This window comes from Jannaschia sp. S6380 (assembly GCF_023015695.1).
GTDB lineage: Bacteria > Pseudomonadota > Alphaproteobacteria > Rhodobacterales > Rhodobacteraceae > Jannaschia.
Genome location: NZ_JALKAS010000001.1, coordinates 1,611,886 through 1,631,560, shown reverse-complemented (window position 1 = coordinate 1,631,560; position 19,675 = coordinate 1,611,886). Strand labels below are relative to the sequence as shown.

The following is a 19,675-nucleotide window of genomic DNA, read 5'->3' as shown; positions in this document are numbered from 1 at the left end:
GTTCAGGCGCGCGTGACGCGGGCGGAGAAGCAGCCGGCCGCGGCGAAATGGACATGGATATAGGCGATGTCGGGATCGGCGAGCATCCGGTCGAGAAGCGGTGCGACGGCCGCGCCTTCCGCGATCCCGGCCCCGCGCATCATGTGATCCGCGTCAAAGGCGCGGATCGAGAGCGTCCTGTTCCGCATGACCGGTGGCAGCGTGCCCGGGGCGGGATGCAGGGCTTCGGCGTTGTGGCGGACATAGATCGCATGGGTGGCGCGGTAGGGCGAGCGGTCGGGTAGATGCGCGTGGTTCGTCAGGATCACCGTCTCGCCCGGTTCCGCGTCGATCAGGCTGACGCGGCAAGGTGTGCCGGCGCTTTCCGCCACGACCTTGCGCCGCGCGCCGATGGTCGCCAGTTCGGCATCGCTGCGATCGAACAGGTCGGCGAAGGGGGCATAGGGCAGGGGATGAACCTGAAACGTCATGGCGTTCTCCTTTCGGCTTGGGTGACGGCCCGAGCGTGTCACGGCGACGCGGCGCGCCCGACCCGTATCCTGCGGGATCAGCGGTGCGGAATGCCGAGGTTGCCAACCGCCACCGCCCGCCGCAGCGCGTCGAGGTAGGTCGCGACCGCGCGGGGGCTTTGCAGGTGATGGCGCGCGACATCAGGGCCGGCATCGTCGAAGGTCGCCCGCATCCGCGCCCGCGAGCTGTGGCGCGTGCGCCAGATGTAGCGGTAGAACCCGGGCGAGATGCGTTCGGGGCAGGCGTCCTGAATGTCGGGCCGTGTCCGCCCCAGCCAACGCAACGACCGCAGCGTGACCCGACGAAGCCGCAGACCGATGCCCAGGTCCAGCCAGATCAGCGTGTCCGCATGGGCCAGCCGGTCGGGCCAGGTCTGCGAATGGCCGCCCTCGAAGATCCAGGTCGGGCGGCGGTGGATGGCCAGCGTGCGTTCGGTCCGCTCCGCCCGGTCGGTCTCGACCCAGCCGGGGCGCCACTGGATCCGATCCATGTGCACGACCGGCAGATGCGTGATCTCGCCCATCGCGCGGGCGAGGGTGGACTTGCCCGAACCGGGCTGGCCGATGATCATGACGCGCCGCATGGCCGCCACCCTGACGGCCCGGCGGGGCGGGTCAAGTGGACGCGCGCCGCCCGGGCGGCTAGTCAGACCGAAAAGGGAGGTGCGCGATGACCCGGACCGGAGGCTGCCTTTGCGGGCAGGTGCGATACGAGATCGACCACGAGCTGGGTCCGGTCACGGCCTGCCACTGCACCCAGTGCCGCAAGCAGACCGGCCATTACGCCGCCGCCACGCCCGCGCCGTGGGACAGCATCGCGCTTCGGGGCGAGGTGACGTGGTACCGCTCCAGCCCGATGGCGCGGCGCGGGTTCTGCGGCACCTGCGGCAGCTATCTGTTCTGGGAGGAGGGCGACGGGCTGGCCTATGTCATGGCGGGTTCGCTGGATTTGCCGACCGGCCTGCGGATGGACGCGCATATCTTCTATGCCGACCGGGGCGACTATTACCGTGCGGGCGACGGGCTGCCGTGTTTCGCGGCCGGTCGATCCGGTGCCGAGGTGCCGGCATGAGGCGTGCCGGATCCTGCCTGTGCGGCGCGGTGACCTTCGCGGTGGACGGCCCGATGCGCCCGGTCGTCGCGTGCCATTGCGGACAATGCCGCAGGACCACGGGGAACTTCGTCGCCGCCACCTCCGCCCCGCGCGATGCGTTGACGGTCGCGGGCGAAGTCCGTTGGTTCCGGTCCAGCGACGAGGCCCGCCGGGGGTTCTGCCCGACCTGCGGCAGCCAGCTGTTCTGGGACGGACCCGGCGCGAACCTGTCGATCATGGCCGGCGCGCTGGACGGGCCCACGGGCCTGGCGCTGGCGGGCCATATCTTCTGCGCGGACAGGGGCGACTGGTACGACCTGCCCGCGACCGAACGGCAGGTGCCGGGCTGTGATGCCAAGCTGACGACGAAGGCGGGAACATGATCTTTACCGTGGCGATCGACGGGCCGGCGGCGGCCGGCAAGGGCACGATCAGCCGGGCGGTGGCCGGGCATTTCGGCTTCGGTCATCTGGATACGGGGCTTCTCTACCGGGCGGTCGGGGCCAAGGTGCTGGCCGGGGCCGAGGCGCGGGCGGCGGCGCGCAGCCTCGTGCCCGACGACCTGCAGGGCGATACGTTGCGTACGCAGGCCGTGGCGGATGCGGCCAGCCAAGTCGCCGTCGACCCGGAGGTGCGCGCGGCGCTGACATCGTTCCAGCGGCGGTTCGCCCGCGCCGAGGGCGGGGCCGTCCTGGACGGGCGGGACATCTGCACCGTGATCTGCCCGGATGCGGAGGTGAAGCTTTACGTCACCGCCTCGCCCGAGGTTCGGGCCGAACGCCGGTATCAGGAACTCGTCGCCCGTGGAACGGACGTGTCGCGGGACGAGGTGCTGGACGATGTGCGCGCCCGCGATGCCCGCGACATGGCGCGGGCCTCCGCCCCGCTGGTCGCGGCGCCCGATGCCATCGTCATCGACACGTCCGAGATGGATGTGGGCCAGGCCGTCCAGGCCGCCATTGACGAGGTCGCGCGCGTCCTGGGCCCGCGCGGCGGCTGACGGCCGCCGGTCGCGACACGCTCACCGAAAGGTGCTTGGCACGGAACGCGAAGGTCGGCCTAAGCTCCGGGCAATTGCCTGGAAGGATGTGGCCATGACTCCGTCGCGTACCGCCCGCCGTTCGATCGTCCGTTCCCGCACGGACAGGGTCGCCGCCCTGCGTCCGCTAATCCTGATCTTCGCGGTCGTGCTGATGGGGTTCGGCCTGACCGACGTGGCGTCCGGTCAGTCGCGGCCGGGCGCGCCGCCCGCCGCCGCCGTCGAGGGCGACATGGACCTGGCCCGCATGGAGGCCGTTCTGCGCGCGCTCGATCCGGCGGCAGAGCGCGCCGGCGCATCCTTCCGCCTGACGGTCGAGGATGTGCCGGTGCTGATCGTGACCGATCCGCGTGCCGACCGGATGCGCGCGATGGTCCCGATCCGCTCGGCCGAGGGACTGGCGCCCGAGGACATGTTGCGGATGATGCAGGCCAATTTCGACAGCGCGCTGGACGCCCGTTACGCGGTCGCCGAAGGCCGGGTCTGGGCCGTCTATATTCACCCGCTGAAATCGCTGCGCCGGACGCAACTCATCTCGGGGATCGGGCAGACGGTGAACGTCGCGTTGAGCTATGGGACGCTCTACAGCTCGGGGGCGATGCAGTTCGGCCGCGGCGACAGCGCGGGCGAGCAGCAAAAGCTGTTGGAGCGGCTTCTGGATCGCGGGCAGGATATCTGATCTGATCCGCCCGCGGGGCATGTCGGCCCCCGGACGGGAGGAAAGAGATGGGTGAACGACACGCTTACGACGCTGGCGGGCAGGGCATGCTGGGCTATCGCGCCCGGCCGGAGGCGCCGAACGGCGCGGCCTTGCTGGTGATTCCGGCCTTCGCCGGGCTGCGCGCGTTCGAGATGGCCCAGTGCGATCGCTTCGCCGCCATGGGCTATGACGTGCTGGGGGTCGACTATTACGGCGACGGCTGGACCGCTGCCGACATGGCCGAGGCGGGGGCCGCGATGGGGCGGCTGAACGACGACCGCCGGACCCTGCTCGCGCGGACCGAGGCGGCGCTGGCCGAGATCGGCCAGGCGGGGCGCAAGGTCGGTGCGATCGGGTTCTGCTTCGGGGCGAAGGCGGTACTCGACATGGCGCGCGCGGGCGATCTGGACGCCGCCGTCAGCCTGCACGGCATCTATGACGCGCCCCCGTTCGAGACGGTCGCGATGCCGCCCGTGCTGCTGTGCCACGGCTGGAACGACCCGCTGGCCACGCCGGACGATTTCGAGAAGATGGCGGCGGAGCTGGAGCGCCATTCGGCGGACTGGCATGCGTTGTGTTTCGGCGGGACGGGCCATGCCTTCACCAACCCCGACCAGGCGGGGCGCGCCCCCGGCATGGGATATGTCGAGGTCTCGGCCCGCCGGACTTGGGCCGCGACCGAGGCGTTTCTGTCGGCGCATCTGACCTGACGCCGCGCCGGCCGCGGATGCCCGAACCATGTCGGCATCCGCGACCTTGCGGGGACGCGTGGCAGGGACGGACAGTCGATGCAGGGAACATCGGCCACGCGCGCGCCGGCCCCTTTTCGGTTTCCCCCCAGCGCAATCCAAATATGGCCGATCCGCCTCCGTTCGGCGATTGCGGAAATCCTCAGCACGGTCGCCCGGGCGGAGCGGGCCCGTCCGCGCGTTCCCCTTGCGGTGGGCGGGCATTTCGCCTAAGTCCCCGCGCGTCACCCGACAGCGCGTCCCGGATGCGGCCCCCACAGGGCAAGCCGAACCTGACCGCGTTTTCCAGACCAATCCAAGACCGGCGGAGACAACCGCACGGCCAGCAAACCAAACAAAGGAATAGACACAGCCATATGGCGCAAAATGCATCCATGGAGGAGTTCGAGGCCCTCTTGAACGAAAGCCTCGAAATCGACACGCCGACCGAGGGGTCGGTGGTCAAGGGCAAGGTGCTGGCGATCGAAGCCGGCCAGGCCATCATCGACGTCGGCTACAAGATGGAAGGCCGCGTCGATCTGAAGGAATTCGCACAGCCCGGCGAGGCGCCCGAGGTCGAGGTCGGCGACGAGGTGGAAGTCTACCTTCGCAACGTCGAGAACGCGCGTGGCGAAGCCGTCATCAGCCACGAGATGGCCCGTCGCGAAGCCGCGTGGGACCGTCTGGAAGAAGCCTACGGCAAGGAAGAGCGCGTCGAGGGCGCCATCTTCGGCCGCGTCAAGGGTGGCTTCACGGTCGACCTCGGTGGTGCCGTGGCCTTCCTGCCCGGCTCCCAGGTCGATGTGCGCCCCGTGCGCGACGCGGGCCCGCTGATGGGTCTCAAGCAGCCGTTCCAGATACTCAAGATGGATCGCCGCCGCGGCAACATCGTCGTCTCGCGCCGCGCCATCCTGGAGGAGAGCCGCGCCGAACAGCGCGCCGAGGTCATCGGCAACCTGGCCGAGGGCCAGAACGTCGACGGCGTGGTCAAGAACATCACCGAATACGGTGCGTTCGTTGACCTGGGCGGTGTCGACGGCCTGCTGCACGTCACCGACATGGCCTGGCGCCGGGTCAACGACCCGCGCGAGATCCTGTCGATCGGCGAGACGGTCAAGGTGCAGGTCATCAAGATCAACAAGGAAACCCATCGCATCAGCCTCGGCATGAAGCAGCTGCAAGACGATCCGTGGGATACCGTGATCGCGAAGTATCCGCTGGATTCGACGCATACGGGTCGGGTCACGAACATCACCGACTACGGTGCGTTCGTGGAGCTGGAGCCGGGCGTCGAGGGGCTGGTCCACGTCTCCGAGATGTCCTGGACCAAGAAGAACGTCCATCCCGGCAAGATCGTGTCGACGTCGCAAGAGGTCGAGGTCATGGTCCTCGAGATCGACACCGCCAAGCGGCGCGTGTCGCTGGGCCTCAAGCAGACGATGCGCAACCCGTGGGAAGTCTTTGCCGAGACCCATCCCGAGGGCACGCAGGTCGAGGGCGAGGTCAAGAACATCACCGAGTTCGGCCTGTTCGTGGGTCTGCCCGGTGACATCGACGGCATGGTCCACCTGTCCGACCTGACCTGGGAAGGCCGGGGCGAAGACGTCATCGGCGATTACCGCAAGGGCGATATCGTCCAGGCGGTCGTGTCCGAGGTCGACACCGAGAAGGAGCGTATCTCGCTCTCGATCAAGGCGGCCGGTGGCGACCCCTATGCCGAGGCGATCGGCGGCGTGAAGCGCGGCTCGATCATCACGGTCGAGGTCACCAAGATCGAGGATGGCGGCATCGAGGTCGAGTACGAGGGAATGAAGTCGTTCATCCGCCGCTCCGACCTGGCGCGCGACCGGGCCGACCAGCGGCCGGAGCGGTTCGGCGTCGGCGACAAGATCGACGTCCGGGTCACCAACGTCGATTCGAAGAACCGTCGTCTGGGCCTGTCGATCAAGGCACGCGAGATCGCCGAGGAGAAGGAAGCCGTGGAACAGTTCGGCTCTTCCGACTCTGGGGCGTCGCTGGGCGACATCCTGGGCGCCGCGCTCAAGGGTGACGACGACTGAGCGCGACTCGGTCCGATACGAACGAAAACGGCCCCGCAGAAGAAGCGGGGCCGATTGCGTCTCAGGACATTAACAGGACCATCTGCCGTCGAAATACGGCAGCCCAATGCGATAATTGGGCCACAGCACTCGGATCTCGAGGTCGTTGCAACCATGGGATTGCGATGATGTCGTTCCCGTTTTTTCCACGACGAATGAAGGGGCTGGAAGTGACTTCCGCCCAGTGAAGCCCGAACGGCGTCCGTCTGAACCTGCCTGTAACGCATAATATAAGGGCCAAAGCGCTTTCGACAGGTATCCCCTCTTTATGCCGACCGGGGTTTTCGGCTATATTCTAAGACACCTGCAAGTAATGACGTGAAACGACGCCCGGCAGGAAAGGGACAAGATGATACGCTCGGAGCTGATCCAGAAGATTGCGGAGGAAAATCCGCATCTTTACCAGCGGGATGTCGAAAAGATCGTCAACACGATCTTCGAGGAGATCATCGATGCCCTGGCCGATGGCAACCGCGTAGAACTGCGTGGCTTCGGAGCGTTTTCCGTCAAGCAGCGGGATGCCCGCACCGGCCGCAACCCCCGCACCGGCGAGGCGGTTCAGGTCGAGGAGAAGCATGTGCCGTTCTTCAAGGCGGGCAAGCTCCTCCGCGACCGGTTGAACGGCCGGGCGTAGGGCATCGGCATATGTCGTGGTCGCTGGACAGCGGGGCACGGCGGGGCTAGTTCAAACGCATGAGCTTTCTGCGCTATCTCTTTCTCGGCCTCCTGGCCCTGTGCCTGCTGATCCTTGCCTTGGCCAATCGCGGCGCGGTCACCCTGCGCCTCCTGCCCGAGGATGTCGGAACATATATCGGCTTCGGGCAGGGCTTCACGGCCCCGCTCTTCGTGGTGATCTTCCTGGCCATGGCGGTCGGTCTGATGATCGGGTTCTTCTGGGAATGGCTGCGCGAGCACAAGCACCGGGCCGAAGCGCGTTCCGAGCGGGCACAGAAGGAGCGCCTCGAAAAGGAACTCGCCCGCACCCGCGCGACGTCCGAGCAGGACGAGGTGCTGGCGCTGGTCGACAACCCTCGCTGACATGCTTCGCGTGACGCGGCCCGGCAGTGATGTCAGGGTCAAGATCTGCGGCCTTCGCACGGTTTCCGACGTCGACGCGGCGGCGCGGGCGGGTGCCGCCTATATGGGTATGGTATTTTTCCGCCGGTCCCCCCGACACGTGGATATGGATCAGGCCCGCGAACTGGCGCTGGCCGCACCGCCGGGGCTGGCCAAGGTGGCATTGCTGGTCGACCCGGACGATGCCGAACTGGATGCGATCTGCGACGCGGTTCCGCTGGACATGATCCAGCTGCACGGCGCGGAGACGCCGGCGCGTGTTACCGCCGTGCGCGAGCGCATGGGGCTGCCGGTGATGAAGGCGGTGGGCCTGCGAACCCGTGCCGATCTGGCGGAGGTCGGGCAGTATGCCGAAGTCGCCGACCAACTGCTGATCGACGCGAAGCCGGCGCCGGGTGCCCTGCCGGGCGGAAACGGCATCGGGTTCGACTGGTCGCTGCTGACGGGGCGATCTTGGCCCGTGCCCTGGATGCTGGCCGGGGGGCTGACGTCGGACAACGTGGCCGAGGCGGTGCGGATGACCGGTGCGCGTCAGGTCGACGTCTCCTCCGGTGTGGAAAGCGCCCCGGGCGTAAAGGATGCGGACCTGATCGCGGCGTTTGCCGCGGCGGTCCGGTCCTAGGCCCGTTGCGGCCCGGCGGACGCCGTTCTAGACCGAAGCCACAGGCAGCGGAGGCGATCATGCCCGACGATCTTCTGAACAGTTTCATGACCGGCCCCGACGAAAACGGGCGTTTCGGCGATTTCGGCGGACGCTTCGTGTCCGAGACGCTGATGCCGCTGATCCTGGAGCTGGAGCGGCAATACGAGCATGCCAAGACCGACGACAGCTTCTGGGACGAGATGCACGACCTCTGGACGCATTACGTCGGCCGGCCCAGCCCGCTCTACTTCGCCGAACGCCTGACCGAGCGGCTGGGCGGAGCCAAGATCTACCTCAAGCGCGACGAACTGAACCATACCGGCGCGCACAAGATCAACAACGTGCTGGGCCAGATCATCCTGGCGCGGCGCATGGGCAAGACGCGGATCATCGCCGAGACGGGCGCGGGCCAGCACGGCGTGGCGACCGCGACCGTCTGCGCCAAGTTCGGCCTGAAATGCGTCGTCTACATGGGCGCGCATGACGTCGAACGGCAAAGCCCCAACGTCTTTCGCATGAAGCTGCTGGGTGCCGAGGTGATCCCCGTCACCTCCGGGCGCGGCACGCTGAAGGACGCGATGAACGACGCGCTGCGCGACTGGGTGACCAATGTCGACAATACGTTCTACTGCATCGGGACCGTGGCGGGGCCCCATCCCTATCCGGCGATGGTGCGCGATTTCCAGGCCATCATCGGCAAGGAGGCCAAGGAGCAGATGCAGGCCGCCGAGGGGCGCCTGCCCGACACGATCATCGCGGCCATCGGCGGCGGGTCGAACGCGATGGGTCTGTTCTTCCCGTTTCTCGACGACAAGGAGGTCGCGATCATCGGGGTCGAGGCGGGCGGCAAGGGCGTCAACGACCGGATGGAGCATTGCGCCTCGCTCACCGGTGGGCGGCCCGGCGTGCTGCATGGCAACCGGACGTACCTCCTGCAGGACGACGATGGGCAAATCCTCGAAGGGTTCTCGATCAGCGCGGGGCTCGACTATCCCGGGATCGGGCCGGAACATGCCTGGCTGCACGAGATCGGGCGCGCGAAATATGTGTCGATCACCGATGTCGAGGCGCTGGAGGCATTCCAGCTCTGCTGCGAGATGGAGGGGATCATTCCCGCGCTGGAGCCGAGCCACGCGCTCGCCCACGTCGTCAAGATCGCGCCGGACCTGCCGGCCGATCACATCATCTGCATGAACATGTGCGGGCGGGGCGACAAGGACATCTTCACCGTCGCGCGCGCCCTGGGATGGCAGATGGGCGACGTGCAGTAGCGGCGTCGCATTGCGACGCGGGCGCACCCTTCGCCGGCCATGCGCGTCGGTGCCTTGCGGTCAGTTCGTGCCGCGCAGGACCGGATGATGGTCCGCGGCTTCGGTCGGCAGTGTCCCGTCGAGGCGAGGGTCGGGCATGATCTCGACCTCCCGACGCACCGGCACGAACCCCGCGCGGAGGTAGAATGGCAGCGCGACCGGGCTGTCCAGGGTGCAGGTATGCACCTCCAGATGCGTGATCGGCCGGGCGAAGGCGCGGTCCAGCGCGGCGCCCATCAGGGCACGGCCGACGCCCGACCCCTGCAGCGCGGATGTCAGACCGAAAAAGGCCAGTTCGCACGCCTCGTCATCGCGGAAGTCCAGTTCGAGCAAGCCTTCGGCCCGACCATCCACCGTCGGGGCGAAGATTTCCACGCCCTCGTGATTCAGTGTCCGGCCGAGCTCCGCGCGATCCATCCGCAGACGCGACGACCAGAGCCAATCGCGGCCGCCGACCCGCATGAAGAGATCCCGGTACCAGTCCGGGTCGGGCGCTTCGACAGGCTCCAGTGCCACGCCGGCAGGAAAGGGCGCGGTGGTGCCGGACGGGCGACTGTCCATCCGCAGATGGGTCACGATCGCGGCCACATGGCCGGCGGGCACGTCGTGGAAACCGGCGGTCAGCATCAGCGCGTCAGATACAGGATGTCAAAGCCCGATTCCAGGATCGGCGCCGGCAGCAGCAGGCGCGCGCGATCCCGTGACATCTGCTCGAACAGCCCGACCTGGGCATGGGTCTGGTTCGGCTCGACCGGGGTCTGGTCGATGGGCGGGAGGTCGGCATAGGCGACCGCCGGGCCGTCACCGACATGGCCGACGCCGCGATAGACGACCCGTCCGTCCGTCGCCGCCTGCAGGTGACCCGCCAGCCGCTGACTTCCGGTCAGCTTGTCGATGCGCCATCGCCCCGCCCCCGCCGGCGCGATTCGACAGCGAAACGGCCGATAGACGACCAGGGGGAGGAGTTCGCCCATCTTCATCGTCCGGCAGGACCAGTCGCCGGCGGGTTCGATCGTGGCAATGGACATGGCAGGCCCCGTCAGCGCCCCGGTCAGAACCGCGACATCGCCGGAATCCCCCATGGCGAGCGCCTGGCGCAACGCCTGCCCGAAGGCGACGTCCAGTTCGGTCAGGCGCGTGACATCCGGGGCGCGAAGTTCGTCCGCCTGGACGGCCGGGCCGATCAGCAGGGCGGCGAGCAGTGCGAGGACATGGCGCATCATCGGTCGTCCCGGTCGGTTTCGATGCCGGATCAGGGCAGCGCGTAGTGCCGGAGCACATCCAGCGGCACGATGTCCAGCGTCCGCTCATGCGTGGCCGAGAGGTCGACTTGCGGCGCCACGCCTTCGTCATGTGCTTGCAGGAACCGAGCGGCGCACAGGCACCAACGGTCGCCGGGGGACAGGCCGGCAAAGCTGTATTCCGGGCGCGGCGTCGACAGGTCGTTGCCCAGATATTTGGAATGGGCCAGGAATTCCGCCGTCATGACGGCGCAGACGGTGTGCACGCCCGCGTCCATCGCGCCGGTGTTGCAACAGCTGTCGCGGAAGAACCCCGTCACCGGATCGGTGGAACAGGGCGCCAGCGGTTCGCCGTCTACATTGCGCGCGGGCAGTTTCTCGGGGCCGGTCATCGCCTCCTCCTGTTTTCGCGTCGAAGGTAGCACGGGGACGCCCGCGGTCTACTGCGCCGCTGCGATGCGACGGAACATCTCGATGTTCGCGGCCGATACGCCCGGTTCGCGAAACCCGCGATCGGCGGAGTTCACGGCGATCACCACGTCGCGCACCCTGTCGATATATACGAACTGGCCATAGACGCCCTGGGCCATGACCTCGCCCGGTCGCATGTCGGCGGGCATCCACCATTGATAGCCGTATCTCATCGACCCCGGTTCGGTGTTGGCCGAAGGGCGCGTTGACTGGTCGACCCACGCTTCGGGCACGACTTGGCGCCCGTCCAGCCGCCCGCCACGGGCCACCGCCAGGCCCATGCGCGCGTAGTCGCGCGTGGTCAGGTTCAGGCCGCCCAGGACGAAGGCCGCCCCCACCCCATCGGTCAGATAGAAGGCCGGACCGATGCCCAGCGGGCCGATCACCTTTTCCGCCATCAGGTCGGGGATCGTGCGTCCCGTGGCGCCCCGCAGCACCATGCCGATGACATGCGTATCCATCGAGACGTATTTCATCGGGCCACCCGGCACGCGGTCCCGCGCGCCGAGCCCCGCAGTGAACGTGTCGAGCGCCCCGCCCAGCGCGATGACGCGGCCCATCCGGTTGATGTCGCTGGCACGGTCGAAATAGTCCTCGTCGAAGGCGACGCCGCTTTCCATCTGCAGCACGTCCTCCAGTGTCGCACCGTCATAGGCCGTGCCGCGCAGTTCCGGCGCATGACGGGTGACGGGATCGTCGAGTGCCACGAACCCCTCGTCGATCAGGATGCCCGTCAGCAGCGACAGGAACGACTTGGCGACCGACCAGCTCATCCGCAGGTCGTCCGGCCCGGTCCCCAGGTGATAGCTTTCATGCGTGACCTGACCGTCATGCAGGACGACAAGGCCGGTGACGGATCGCTCGTCGATCCATTTCTGGGCGCCGGCCGGCAGCGGCACCCCCGGCCCCTCGGGAAGCGCGCGCCCGGGTTCGGCGACGACGGGCACGGTCAGGAAGGCCCGGTCCATCTCGCTGAAATTCGCGACGATGCGATCGGCGTCGAACAGCGTGTTTACCGCCATCAGACGCAAGATTTCCTCGTGCTTCCAGACGGCCGCGCCCACCGCCAGCCCCAGCAAGGCCAGCAGCGCCAATCCCGTCCGTACGATCCAGCGGCGCATGTATCCCCCCTTTTTGGCGCGCAGGTGATCACGTGGCCCGTGCCCGGTCCAGCGCGCCGCTACGTCAGGCGCCAATCCACCCAGCGGCCATGGAAGTCGGCGCGCCCGGCTTCCACGTGCGTATCGCCCGGCCAGAGGCGGATCGTCAGCGCGGCACCGGGGCCGTTCCCGTCCGCCTCCATCCCGAACCAGGCCAGGGGCGCGGCATCGGTCGCGGCGCGTCCGGCGCGCTCGATCGCGTCGGTCGCGCGGGCCTGGGTCGGCGGCGGGAAATATTGCCATGCAACGGTATGGCAGATGAGACGCGTGGTGCCGGATCGCTGCGGGACCAGCCGCCGCAGCCAGTCGGCCGCATCCGCCCGGTCGACCGGCGTCGAGGGCGAGGCCAGGGCCGCCTCCATCCGGGCAAGGCGATCGGGTTGGTCGGGCCAGATATAGGCCATCAGGCGTTGCCGGTCCGCCCGCGGCGACAGCGGGTTCAGATCGACCCCCCGGCGCGCGACGATGCGCGGCTCGATCGCGGGCGGCATCGGACCGGACCAGTCAGGCGTCAGTTCGACGGCCGCGTCGGTCGGGCCGAAGCTGCAGTCGCCGATCCGCAGGGCATAGCGATCCCAGTGCAGGTTAAGACCGGCGGACGCCCCCAGTTCGCACAGGTCGAGTGGCAGATCCTGACGCGCCGCCAGCCAATGGCCGATGGCGCGCAGGACGGCGGCCCGCCCGAGTTCGTTCGTCTGCGGGGGCGAGGCGATCCAGTCCAGCAGGAAATCGGATTCGCGCAGCATGGCGTCCGACGCGACGCGCCAGAGCGCGTCATCCTCCACCACCTCGGGCGGATAGACATCGGCCAATGTCCGATCACCGGCCAGGCGAAGCGCATGCAGCCCGCCAGCCAGGCGCAGCGGCAGCGATGCGCTCGACGGCCCCGGTTCGCCCGTCCAGGCGAATAGCTTTGCGGCGACGGTGCCATGCACCGGGTCCAGCCTGTCGCCCAGAAGCGTCATCAGGCGGGCCATGAAGGGCGATCCGAGCGATGCGCAGGCGCGGGCCTGATAGTGGAATGCCCGCGTCAGCGCCCGTGTCATCGAAAGCGCCGGGCCAATCGCTGCAGCGGCGACAGATGTTCGCTTTCGGTTTCCTCATCGCTCGAATTGTTCGCGGGCGGTGCGGTCGGGGTCTGCGGCGCCGTCTTCGCGGCGGTGCGCGGCGGGTTCATGCGCAGCGCAACGGCGTTGCTGAAGCCGGCGCCATCGCGCGCTGCAAGATGCGGGGCACCGTCGAGGATGCCGCGCAGCAGATCGTCGAGCATCGTCGCCTCGGCTTTGGCGAAATCCGACAGTACGTAACCCGAGACGCGATCCTTGTGGCCCGGATGGCCAATGCCCAGTCGAACGCGGGCATAATCGGGGCCGATATGCTGATGGATCGACCGCAGACCGTTGTGCCCGGCATGCCCGCCACCCTGCTTCAGGCGCAGTTTGCCGGGTGCGAGGTCCAGTTCGTCATGGAAGACGGTGACATCGGCAGGCTCGAGCTTGTGAAAACGCATCGCCGCTCCGACGGACTGACCGGACAGGTTCATGAATGTGGCGGGTTTCAGCAGCCAGACGCGTTCGGGTCCGAAACGCAGTTCGGCCAGCTCTCCCTGAAACTTGGACCGCCACGTAGCCCCCTGATCCTCGGCCAGCCGGTCCAGCGCCATGAAGCCGATATTATGACGGTTGCCCGCATATTTCGCGCCGGGGTTTCCCAGCCCAACCCAGAGTTGCATCGCGCCGCCTTTCGATCCTCGCGCGCGGCAAGCTAGGCCAATCGCGGGCGCTGGGCCAGTGGTGGCGGAACCCGGATCGACGGGCGAAGGTTGACCGGCGGAACTCGGACGCGGGGGTCGCGATGCACATTCTCGTCTACGGCGCCGACGGCGCGACCGGTCGCCGGATCGTGCGGCAGGCGCTGGACCGCGGGCACCGCGTGCGCGCCTCGGTCCTGCGACACGACAGGGATGCGATGCAGGCCGCGGATCTGGAATGGACCGAGACGGACATCCTGAACCCCGGGGCCCCCGAGCGCGACATGGCGGATGTGGACGTGGTCCTTAACGCAGTGGGCATCCATGCGGCGTCGCGCGCCGCCTGGTCGCCGCCGCCGCTTCATTCCGACGGCACGCGGAACATACTGACCGCGATGCGCGGGGCGGGGGTGGACCGCCTGATCACCATCTCGGCCAGTTTCGTGCGGACCATGGCGCGCGGGCCGATCTGGTTCGAACTCGCCGCCCGGATGGCGCTGTCCACGATCGTGGCCGACATGGCCAGGATGGAGGGCATCCTGCGCGAAGCCGGCGACATCCGCTGGACGGCGGTTCGTCCCGGCTGGCTCCTCGACGAAGGCCCCAGCGGCGATTTCGAGATCTTCGCCGACGTGATTCCGCGCCATCTGATCCGCACGCGGACGGGCGATTTGGCGGCGTTCATGCTGCGATGCGCCGAGGAGGACCTGCACATCCGCGAGACACCCGCCATCGCGCGGGCCGAGCCGGCGGAGGCGTCCGGCCCGCGTGCGGTCCTCGCCGCGATGCGTCGGGGCAGCTAGCTCAGTCCTCCAGCGCCTCCAACTGGTCGATGAACCCTTCGATCATCGCCAAGCCCTTGTCCCAGAAGGACGGATCGGACGCGTCGAGCCCGAACGGCGCCAGCAGTTCCTTGTGATGCTTGGATCCGCCTGCGCGAAGCATGTCGAAATACTTCTCCTGGAATCCCTCGGGCTGGTCTTCGTAGGCGGCATAGAGCGCGTTCACCAGACCGTCGCCGAAGGCATAGGCGTAGACGTAAAAGGGCGAGTGGACGAAATGGGGGATGTAGGCCCAGAAATGCTCGTATCCGTCCATGTACTCGAACACCGGGCCCAGACTTTCGGCTTGCACGCTCATCCACAGGGCGTCGATGTCGTCGGGCGTCATCTCGCCCGCGCGGCGCGCCTCGTGCAGCTTGCACTCGAAATCGTAGAACGCGATCTGGCGGACGACGGTGTTGATCATGTCCTCGACCTTGCCGGCCAGCATCACCTTGCGCTGCGCGTCGTCGCGTGCCCCGTCCAGCATGGCGCGAAAGGTCAGCATCTCACCGAACACGCTGGCAGTTTCGGCCAGCGTCAGCGGGGTCGATGACAGCATCTCGCCCTGGTCGGCCGCCAGGACCTGATGGACGCCGTGGCCCAGTTCATGCGCCAGGGTCATCACGTCGCGCGGCTTGCCCAGGTAATTCAGCATCACATACGGATGCACGTTCGTGACCGTCGGGTGGGCGAAGGCGCCGGGGGCCTTGCCCGGTTTGACCCCGGCGTCGATCCACCCCTGGTCGAAGAAGGGCGCGGCCAGCTTCGCCATGTCCGGCGAGAAACCCGAATAGGCATCCATGACGGTCTTGCGCGCCTCATCCCAGCCGATGGTGCGCGTCTCCTCCATCGGCAGGGGTGCGTTCCTGTCCCAGACCTGCAGCGTGTCGAGCCCCAGCCATGTCGCCTTCAGCTTGTAGTAGCGGTGCGACAGGCGCGGGTAGGCGGCGACGACCGCGTCGCGCAGGGCCTGCACGACTTCGGGTTCCACATGGTTGGCCAGATGGCGGGACGCCTGCGGCGAGGGCAGGCCCCGCCAGCGGTCGGTGATCTCCTTCTCCTTGGCCAGCGTGTTGTGGACGCGGGCGAAGGTGCGGACGTTGCGGCCGAAGACGTCGGCCAGCGCGCGTGCGCCGGTCTCGCGCCGGGCGCGGTCGGGATCTGTCAGCAGGTTCAGGGTGGCCTCGATGCCCAGCTGCTCGCCGTCCACGTCGAAGGTCAGGCCCGCGATCGTCTCGTCGAAAAGTTTGTTCCAGGCCGACGCGCCCACGACGGAGGTGTCGTGCAGGAACCGCTCCAGTTCATCGGAAAGCTGATACGGCTTCATCGCGCGCAGGCGGTCGAGCGCGGGGCGATAGCGCGCCAATGCGTCGCTCTCGGCATAGAGCGCGTTCAGGTGGTCGTCCTCCAGGCGGTTGAACTCCAACCCGAAGAACACCAGCGGGGTGGTCATGTCGGTGATCCGCCCCTCCATGTCGGACATGAACTTGGCGCGGCCGCCATCGGTCGTCTTCTGGTAGTAGCGTAGCCCGGCATAGGACATGATCCGGCCGGCGACCTGATCGATCTTCTCGTTCCTCTCAATCGCGCGCAGCATGCCGTTGGCGTCAAGCCCGGCCAGCTTGCCCTCGTAATCGGCGGCATAGGTCCGGCACTCCGCCTCCAGCCAGTCGAGATCGGCCAGCAGTTCCGGCGCATCCTCGGCGGTATAGAGGTCGTCGAGGTTCCATTCCGGCAGATCGCCCATGGGATCACCGGCGGCGGGGGTGGCATTGGCGTCGTGCAGGGGGGTCATTCGCGGGCCTCGTCTGGATTGATCCCGGCACAGGTAAGGGCTCCGCGGGGCGGGGGCAAACCGTTCCCCCGCCCCGCGACGCCTCAGCGGGTTGCCTTGCGCCCGATCCCGCCCCGGGATTCGATCTGGCGGACGGTGGCCATGATGGTAGCCAAGCGCGTCGCGTCGGGCGGATGCGCGTCCCAGAACGACAGCTGCCCCTGCCCCGATCCGGTCTTGTCTGGACGGGCGAGATACGCGGCCCCCCGCACGGGGTCGTATCCGGCCCGATGCGTGATGAGCGTGCCCGGCGTGTCGCTTTCCAGCTTATAGGTCTGCGAGAGCGCGCGCTGGCCGATCACGCTGCCGATTTCCATGCTGTCGCCGACTATCTGGCCGCTGTTCTGGGCCCGCTGGGTGGCCGCCGCCACGACGACGCCGAGCAGAGGGGCGCCGGCCCGCGCCTGCCGTTCGGGTTTCTGGATGTGCTGGCCATCCAGGTCGCCGTATTCATGGCCGAGTACGAAGGCCAGCTCGTCGTCGTTCCGCATGTCGCGGAGCATCGGTGTCGTTCACCGAATCCGCAATCGCAACCAATCGCGTCAAACTGGGTCAGATCGTCGTAAAAAGTGGTGGCGAAACCAATCAGATGCCGCGGATATCCAGGCGCACGGGGTGTCCCGCCGCTTCCATCCCCTCGGCCCGGTCGAAACGTAGATAGGCAAGGCCGCGGTCCCTTGACACGGTATGCACGGTGCCGACCGCCCGGCCGCCTGCCGTGATCGCGGCCCCCGGTTCCAGATCCGGTCCGGTGATCCGAGCCAGGCCCTTTCGCAGCTCCGTCTTGTGCTTCATGCGGGCCACAATCTCCTGCCCGACATAGCAGCCCTTGCGGAAATCGACGCCGTTCAGCCGCTCGAATCCCATCTCGAGGATATAACTCTCGTTCGGAATGAGCTCGCGGCCGAAGGCGGGGACCAGCGCCTCCACCCGCAAGGCATGCCTGTCGGTGCCGTCATCGCCCGGGCCGCCATAGACGCGCCAGCCCATTCCGGGCCGCGGGTCGGGCAGGGCGTCTGGCGGCGCATCGCCAGTGCCGCGACCGACGGTCAGGCCGGCATCCGCGATCTCCACCTTGGACCGCAGACGATACATATTCAGGCGCTGCGCCAGCGCCGGCGCCAGGTCGGCGGCGATGTCCAGATAACAGGCGTCGTCGTCGCGGAAGGTGATGAAGTCGGCCAGGTACTTGCCCTGCGGCGTCAGCAGGGCCGCATAACCCAGGCCCGACGCGGGCACGTCCCGCGTCAGAAGGCCCGCGAGGAACTTCTCGCGGTCGGGGCCCGAGATGCGGAGGACGGTACGTGCGGTCATCATCGATACAGATAGGCAATCCCGCAAGCGTGCCAAGCCCCGATTGACCCCCGCGAAGCCGCCAAGTAGCGATGCCCGGGACCTTTTCCGCCGGAGTCCGCCATGTCGCTCGCCCATGGGCCCCAGACGCTCGCCATCCCCGGCCCGTCGATCGTTCCCGAACGGGTTCTGCGCGCGATGCACCGTCCGTCGCCCAACATCTATACCGGTCCGCTGGTGGACCTGACGCATTCGCTGATCCCCGATCTTCGCAAGGTCGCGCGGACGGAGGGGCACGTGGCGATCTATATCGGCAACGGCCATGCCGCATGGGAAGCCGTTCTGGCGAACACGCATTCGCGGGGCGATCTGGTGCTTATCCCCCGCACCGGCAGTTTCGCCGACGGCTGGGCCGACGTGGCCAGGGGGCTGGGTCTGCGGGTCGAGTTCCTCGATTTCGGCAACCGGACCGCGATGGACGCGGCGGCCATCGGCCAGCGCCTGCGCGACGACCCGACGCATGAAATCAGATCGGTGCTGCTGGTTCATGTCGACACGTCCTCTTCGGTCCGGTCCGACACCCGCGCCATCCGGGCGGAAATGGACGCCGCCGGCCATCCGGCACTTTTGCAGGCGGATTGCATCGCCTCGATGGGATGCGACGTGTTCGAGATGGACGAATGGGGTGCCGACACGGCCATCACCGGCAGCCAGAAAGGCCTGATGACCCCGGCCGGCATGTGCTTCGTGTTCTACAACGCCCGTGCCGCCCGCGCGCGGGACCGGGCCGACTGCGTCACCGCCTATTGGGACTGGGTTCCGCGAACCGAGCCTGCCATCTACTACCGCTATTTCAACGGGACCGGGCCGACGCATCACCTCTATGGCCTGCGTGAAGCGCTGGACATGCTTGTCCACGAGGAGGGGGTGGAGAACGCCTGGGCCCGTCATGCCACCCTGGCCGGTGCGATTCACGCCGCCTTCGACGCGTGGGAGGTGCCGGGCGGGATGGAGCGCAATGTCCGCACGCCCGAGGCGCGAAGCCATGCCGTGACGGCGGTGCGCCTGCCGAAACACGGCACGGCCCTTCGCGAATGGGTGGAACGCGAAGCCGGCCTGACCCTGGGCATCGGCATCGGGATGGCCCCGCCCGACGACCCGATCTGGCACGACTTCCTACGGATCGGCCACATGGGGCACGTGTCGGCGCACTCGCTGCTGGGGACGCTGGCCGCGATGGATGCCGGGCTGAAGGCGCTCGGCATTCCGCATGGTGCCGGCGCGCTGGACCGCGCGGCGAAAGCCATCGCGGGGGCTTGATTTCTGCACAGGTGGTATTGCATGAACGATCGGCCTGATGTCCGAAACTTCGGCGGCGCGGTCTACGTGCCTACGGGACATCAGGAGGAGAGATCATGCCGGACCAGTTTCGCACCGCCTTCATCATCGCCATCGGCCTGTTGGCTTGGGCACCGTTTCTGTTCGGGGGCTTTTCGCTGATGGAACTGCTCGCGCTGCCCTAGTCGGCCGCGCTGTTTCGGCGGCGCTTCTCTGGCGTCTTGCAACGATCTTTATTACCGCCGTTCCCCTCTGGCAGGCGAGGGGTGGGCTAGCCGCGCCGCTCGGCCGCCGCTGGCCCGGATCGCCCCTTGGCGATGGCGCGCGCCACCCGGGCGTCCCAGGCGGCCTCCGCGCGGGCACGACGCAGGGCCAGCCGCCGGATCGTCCAGTGCAGGGCCACACAGACCGAAAGGGCCGCCGCATAGGCCCAGAGGGCCCAGATGAAGATCAGCGCCATCAGCAGGACCGGATACGCCATGCCGAGGAAGGCCTTGGTGTAGTCCTCCACCGTGCTGACGCGATGTTCGTCCATGTCGTCCTCCTTTCCGACCAATCCTAGCGTG

The 19,675-nt window shown here is 67.8% G+C and carries 24 protein-coding genes; 12 read left to right on the top strand and 12 right to left on the bottom strand.

What is annotated here, in order from left to right; translation table 11 throughout:
• Positions 1 to 2: 2 nt before the first annotated feature.
• On the bottom strand, positions 3 to 470 hold the full coding sequence (locus tag MWU52_RS08370) for a DUF1203 domain-containing protein (protein ID WP_246951061.1): 468 nt from the start codon (positions 468 to 470) through the stop codon (positions 3 to 5).
• Positions 471 to 547: 77 nt separating this feature from the next.
• Entirely contained in the window at positions 548 to 1,093 is a 546-nt protein-coding gene (locus tag MWU52_RS08365; protein WP_246951059.1) for an AAA family ATPase, read from the bottom strand.
• Positions 1,094 to 1,179: 86 nt separating this feature from the next.
• Between MWU52_RS08365 and MWU52_RS08360 the strand changes: the two genes are divergently transcribed.
• From MWU52_RS08360 to trpB, 10 genes are all read left to right on the top strand, one after another.
• A complete protein-coding gene (locus MWU52_RS08360) occupies positions 1,180 to 1,581 on the top strand; it encodes a GFA family protein (RefSeq protein WP_246951057.1) in 402 nt (133 codons plus the stop codon).
• Positions 1,578 to 1,985 (top strand): GFA family protein, encoded by a 408-nt coding sequence (locus tag MWU52_RS08355; RefSeq protein WP_246951055.1) that lies wholly within the window; start codon positions 1,578 to 1,580, stop codon positions 1,983 to 1,985. The genes MWU52_RS08360 and MWU52_RS08355 overlap by 4 nt, the downstream gene beginning before the upstream one ends.
• The gene (locus MWU52_RS08350; RefSeq protein ID WP_246951054.1) at positions 1,982 to 2,602 is read left to right on the top strand and encodes a d(CMP) kinase; all 621 of its coding nucleotides are present in this window, start codon (positions 1,982 to 1,984) and stop codon (positions 2,600 to 2,602) included. The genes MWU52_RS08355 and MWU52_RS08350 overlap by 4 nt, the downstream gene beginning before the upstream one ends.
• A gap of 94 nt (positions 2,603 to 2,696) precedes the next feature.
• A complete protein-coding gene (locus MWU52_RS08345; protein ID WP_246951052.1) occupies positions 2,697 to 3,320 on the top strand; it encodes a hypothetical protein in 624 nt (207 codons plus the stop codon).
• A 47-nt stretch (positions 3,321 to 3,367) separates the two neighbouring features.
• Entirely contained in the window at positions 3,368 to 4,051 is a 684-nt protein-coding gene (locus tag MWU52_RS08340) for a dienelactone hydrolase family protein (RefSeq protein WP_246951050.1), read from the top strand.
• Positions 4,052 to 4,068: 17 nt separating this feature from the next.
• On the top strand, positions 4,069 to 6,129 hold the full coding sequence (gene rpsA / locus MWU52_RS08335; protein ID WP_348645500.1) for a 30S ribosomal protein S1: 2,061 nt from the start codon (positions 4,069 to 4,071) through the stop codon (positions 6,127 to 6,129).
• A 388-nt stretch (positions 6,130 to 6,517) separates the two neighbouring features.
• On the top strand, positions 6,518 to 6,802 hold the full coding sequence (gene ihfB, locus MWU52_RS08330) for an integration host factor subunit beta (RefSeq protein ID WP_246951044.1): 285 nt from the start codon (positions 6,518 to 6,520) through the stop codon (positions 6,800 to 6,802).
• A gap of 59 nt (positions 6,803 to 6,861) precedes the next feature.
• Entirely contained in the window at positions 6,862 to 7,206 is a 345-nt protein-coding gene (locus MWU52_RS08325) for a LapA family protein (protein WP_246951042.1), read from the top strand.
• A gap of 1 nt (position 7,207) precedes the next feature.
• A complete protein-coding gene (locus tag MWU52_RS08320; protein ID WP_246951041.1) occupies positions 7,208 to 7,867 on the top strand; it encodes a phosphoribosylanthranilate isomerase in 660 nt (219 codons plus the stop codon).
• A 59-nt stretch (positions 7,868 to 7,926) separates the two neighbouring features.
• A complete protein-coding gene (gene trpB / locus MWU52_RS08315; protein ID WP_246951040.1) occupies positions 7,927 to 9,159 on the top strand; it encodes a tryptophan synthase subunit beta in 1,233 nt (410 codons plus the stop codon).
• A gap of 60 nt (positions 9,160 to 9,219) precedes the next feature.
• Here the strand turns inward: trpB and MWU52_RS08310 are convergent, their stop codons facing one another.
• From MWU52_RS08310 to pth, 6 genes are read right to left on the bottom strand one after another with little or no spacing between them, the layout of a single operon-like run.
• On the bottom strand, positions 9,220 to 9,825 hold the full coding sequence (locus MWU52_RS08310; protein WP_246951039.1) for a GNAT family N-acetyltransferase: 606 nt from the start codon (positions 9,823 to 9,825) through the stop codon (positions 9,220 to 9,222).
• The gene (locus tag MWU52_RS08305; RefSeq protein ID WP_246951038.1) at positions 9,825 to 10,421 is read right to left on the bottom strand and encodes a DUF4893 domain-containing protein; all 597 of its coding nucleotides are present in this window, start codon (positions 10,419 to 10,421) and stop codon (positions 9,825 to 9,827) included. Before MWU52_RS08305 ends, MWU52_RS08310 begins: the two co-directional genes overlap by 1 nt.
• A gap of 29 nt (positions 10,422 to 10,450) precedes the next feature.
• The gene (locus MWU52_RS08300) at positions 10,451 to 10,831 is read right to left on the bottom strand and encodes a DUF2237 domain-containing protein (RefSeq protein ID WP_246951037.1); all 381 of its coding nucleotides are present in this window, start codon (positions 10,829 to 10,831) and stop codon (positions 10,451 to 10,453) included.
• A gap of 48 nt (positions 10,832 to 10,879) precedes the next feature.
• Complete coding sequence (locus MWU52_RS08295) at positions 10,880 to 12,031, bottom strand: serine hydrolase (RefSeq protein ID WP_246951036.1); 1,152 nt, start codon at positions 12,029 to 12,031, stop codon at positions 10,880 to 10,882.
• Between the two features lie 59 nt (positions 12,032 to 12,090).
• Positions 12,091 to 13,116, bottom strand: coding sequence for a DUF2332 family protein (locus tag MWU52_RS08290; protein WP_246951035.1), 1,026 nt, complete (start codon positions 13,114 to 13,116; stop codon positions 12,091 to 12,093).
• Positions 13,113 to 13,802: an aminoacyl-tRNA hydrolase gene (pth, locus tag MWU52_RS08285; RefSeq protein ID WP_246951033.1), complete on the bottom strand. Its 690-nt coding sequence runs from the start codon at positions 13,800 to 13,802 to the stop codon at positions 13,113 to 13,115. The genes MWU52_RS08290 and pth overlap by 4 nt, the downstream gene beginning before the upstream one ends.
• A gap of 122 nt (positions 13,803 to 13,924) precedes the next feature.
• Here pth and MWU52_RS08280 point away from each other — a divergent pair, with 122 nt between their 5' ends.
• A complete protein-coding gene (locus tag MWU52_RS08280) occupies positions 13,925 to 14,623 on the top strand; it encodes an NAD(P)H-binding protein (RefSeq protein ID WP_246951031.1) in 699 nt (232 codons plus the stop codon).
• Position 14,624: 1 nt separating this feature from the next.
• Here the strand turns inward: MWU52_RS08280 and MWU52_RS08275 are convergent, their stop codons facing one another.
• The 3 genes from MWU52_RS08275 to MWU52_RS08265 form a co-directional block, all read right to left on the bottom strand.
• The gene (locus MWU52_RS08275; protein ID WP_246951029.1) at positions 14,625 to 16,439 is read right to left on the bottom strand and encodes a M3 family oligoendopeptidase; all 1,815 of its coding nucleotides are present in this window, start codon (positions 16,437 to 16,439) and stop codon (positions 14,625 to 14,627) included.
• 83 nt (positions 16,440 to 16,522) lie between these two features.
• Positions 16,523 to 16,981, bottom strand: a complete 459-nt coding sequence (locus MWU52_RS08270; RefSeq protein ID WP_246951028.1) for a M48 family metalloprotease — start codon at positions 16,979 to 16,981, stop codon at positions 16,523 to 16,525.
• Between the two features lie 82 nt (positions 16,982 to 17,063).
• Entirely contained in the window at positions 17,064 to 17,792 is a 729-nt protein-coding gene (locus tag MWU52_RS08265; RefSeq protein WP_246951027.1) for a folate-binding protein, read from the bottom strand.
• A gap of 102 nt (positions 17,793 to 17,894) precedes the next feature.
• Between MWU52_RS08265 and MWU52_RS08260 the strand changes: the two genes are divergently transcribed.
• Positions 17,895 to 19,091, top strand: a complete 1,197-nt coding sequence (locus MWU52_RS08260) for an aminotransferase class V-fold PLP-dependent enzyme (protein WP_246951026.1) — start codon at positions 17,895 to 17,897, stop codon at positions 19,089 to 19,091.
• Positions 19,092 to 19,380: 289 nt separating this feature from the next.
• Here MWU52_RS08260 and MWU52_RS08255 read toward each other — a convergent pair whose 3' ends face one another.
• Positions 19,381 to 19,644 (bottom strand): hypothetical protein, encoded by a 264-nt coding sequence (locus tag MWU52_RS08255; protein WP_246951025.1) that lies wholly within the window; start codon positions 19,642 to 19,644, stop codon positions 19,381 to 19,383.
• Positions 19,645 to 19,675: the final 31 nt, after the last annotated feature.

What these genes read in the sequence shown, in the direction of transcription:
- MWU52_RS08370 (WP_246951061.1), bottom strand. Translation starts at nt 470, where the DNA reads ATGACGTTTCAGGTTCATCCCCTGCCCTATGCCCCCTTCGCCGACCTG.
- MWU52_RS08365 (WP_246951059.1), bottom strand. Translation starts at nt 1,093, where the DNA reads ATGCGGCGCGTCATGATCATCGGCCAGCCCGGTTCGGGCAAGTCCACC.
- MWU52_RS08360 (WP_246951057.1), top strand. Translation starts at nt 1,180, where the DNA reads ATGACCCGGACCGGAGGCTGCCTTTGCGGGCAGGTGCGATACGAGATC.
- MWU52_RS08355 (WP_246951055.1), top strand. Translation starts at nt 1,578, where the DNA reads ATGAGGCGTGCCGGATCCTGCCTGTGCGGCGCGGTGACCTTCGCGGTG.
- MWU52_RS08350 (WP_246951054.1), top strand. Translation starts at nt 1,982, where the DNA reads ATGATCTTTACCGTGGCGATCGACGGGCCGGCGGCGGCCGGCAAGGGC.
- MWU52_RS08345 (WP_246951052.1), top strand. Translation starts at nt 2,697, where the DNA reads ATGACTCCGTCGCGTACCGCCCGCCGTTCGATCGTCCGTTCCCGCACG.
- MWU52_RS08340 (WP_246951050.1), top strand. Translation starts at nt 3,368, where the DNA reads ATGGGTGAACGACACGCTTACGACGCTGGCGGGCAGGGCATGCTGGGC.
- rpsA (WP_348645500.1), top strand. Translation starts at nt 4,069, where the DNA reads ATGCCCGAACCATGTCGGCATCCGCGACCTTGCGGGGACGCGTGGCAG.
- ihfB (WP_246951044.1), top strand. Translation starts at nt 6,518, where the DNA reads ATGATACGCTCGGAGCTGATCCAGAAGATTGCGGAGGAAAATCCGCAT.
- MWU52_RS08325 (WP_246951042.1), top strand. Translation starts at nt 6,862, where the DNA reads ATGAGCTTTCTGCGCTATCTCTTTCTCGGCCTCCTGGCCCTGTGCCTG.
- MWU52_RS08320 (WP_246951041.1), top strand. Translation starts at nt 7,208, where the DNA reads ATGCTTCGCGTGACGCGGCCCGGCAGTGATGTCAGGGTCAAGATCTGC.
- trpB (WP_246951040.1), top strand. Translation starts at nt 7,927, where the DNA reads ATGCCCGACGATCTTCTGAACAGTTTCATGACCGGCCCCGACGAAAAC.
- MWU52_RS08310 (WP_246951039.1), bottom strand. Translation starts at nt 9,825, where the DNA reads ATGCTGACCGCCGGTTTCCACGACGTGCCCGCCGGCCATGTGGCCGCG.
- MWU52_RS08305 (WP_246951038.1), bottom strand. Translation starts at nt 10,421, where the DNA reads ATGATGCGCCATGTCCTCGCACTGCTCGCCGCCCTGCTGATCGGCCCG.
- MWU52_RS08300 (WP_246951037.1), bottom strand. Translation starts at nt 10,831, where the DNA reads ATGACCGGCCCCGAGAAACTGCCCGCGCGCAATGTAGACGGCGAACCG.
- MWU52_RS08295 (WP_246951036.1), bottom strand. Translation starts at nt 12,031, where the DNA reads ATGCGCCGCTGGATCGTACGGACGGGATTGGCGCTGCTGGCCTTGCTG.
- MWU52_RS08290 (WP_246951035.1), bottom strand. Translation starts at nt 13,116, where the DNA reads ATGACACGGGCGCTGACGCGGGCATTCCACTATCAGGCCCGCGCCTGC.
- pth (WP_246951033.1), bottom strand. Translation starts at nt 13,802, where the DNA reads ATGCAACTCTGGGTTGGGCTGGGAAACCCCGGCGCGAAATATGCGGGC.
- MWU52_RS08280 (WP_246951031.1), top strand. Translation starts at nt 13,925, where the DNA reads ATGCACATTCTCGTCTACGGCGCCGACGGCGCGACCGGTCGCCGGATC.
- MWU52_RS08275 (WP_246951029.1), bottom strand. Translation starts at nt 16,439, where the DNA reads ATGACCCCCCTGCACGACGCCAATGCCACCCCCGCCGCCGGTGATCCC.
- MWU52_RS08270 (WP_246951028.1), bottom strand. Translation starts at nt 16,981, where the DNA reads ATGCTCCGCGACATGCGGAACGACGACGAGCTGGCCTTCGTACTCGGC.
- MWU52_RS08265 (WP_246951027.1), bottom strand. Translation starts at nt 17,792, where the DNA reads ATGACCGCACGTACCGTCCTCCGCATCTCGGGCCCCGACCGCGAGAAG.
- MWU52_RS08260 (WP_246951026.1), top strand. Translation starts at nt 17,895, where the DNA reads ATGTCGCTCGCCCATGGGCCCCAGACGCTCGCCATCCCCGGCCCGTCG.
- MWU52_RS08255 (WP_246951025.1), bottom strand. Translation starts at nt 19,644, where the DNA reads ATGGACGAACATCGCGTCAGCACGGTGGAGGACTACACCAAGGCCTTC.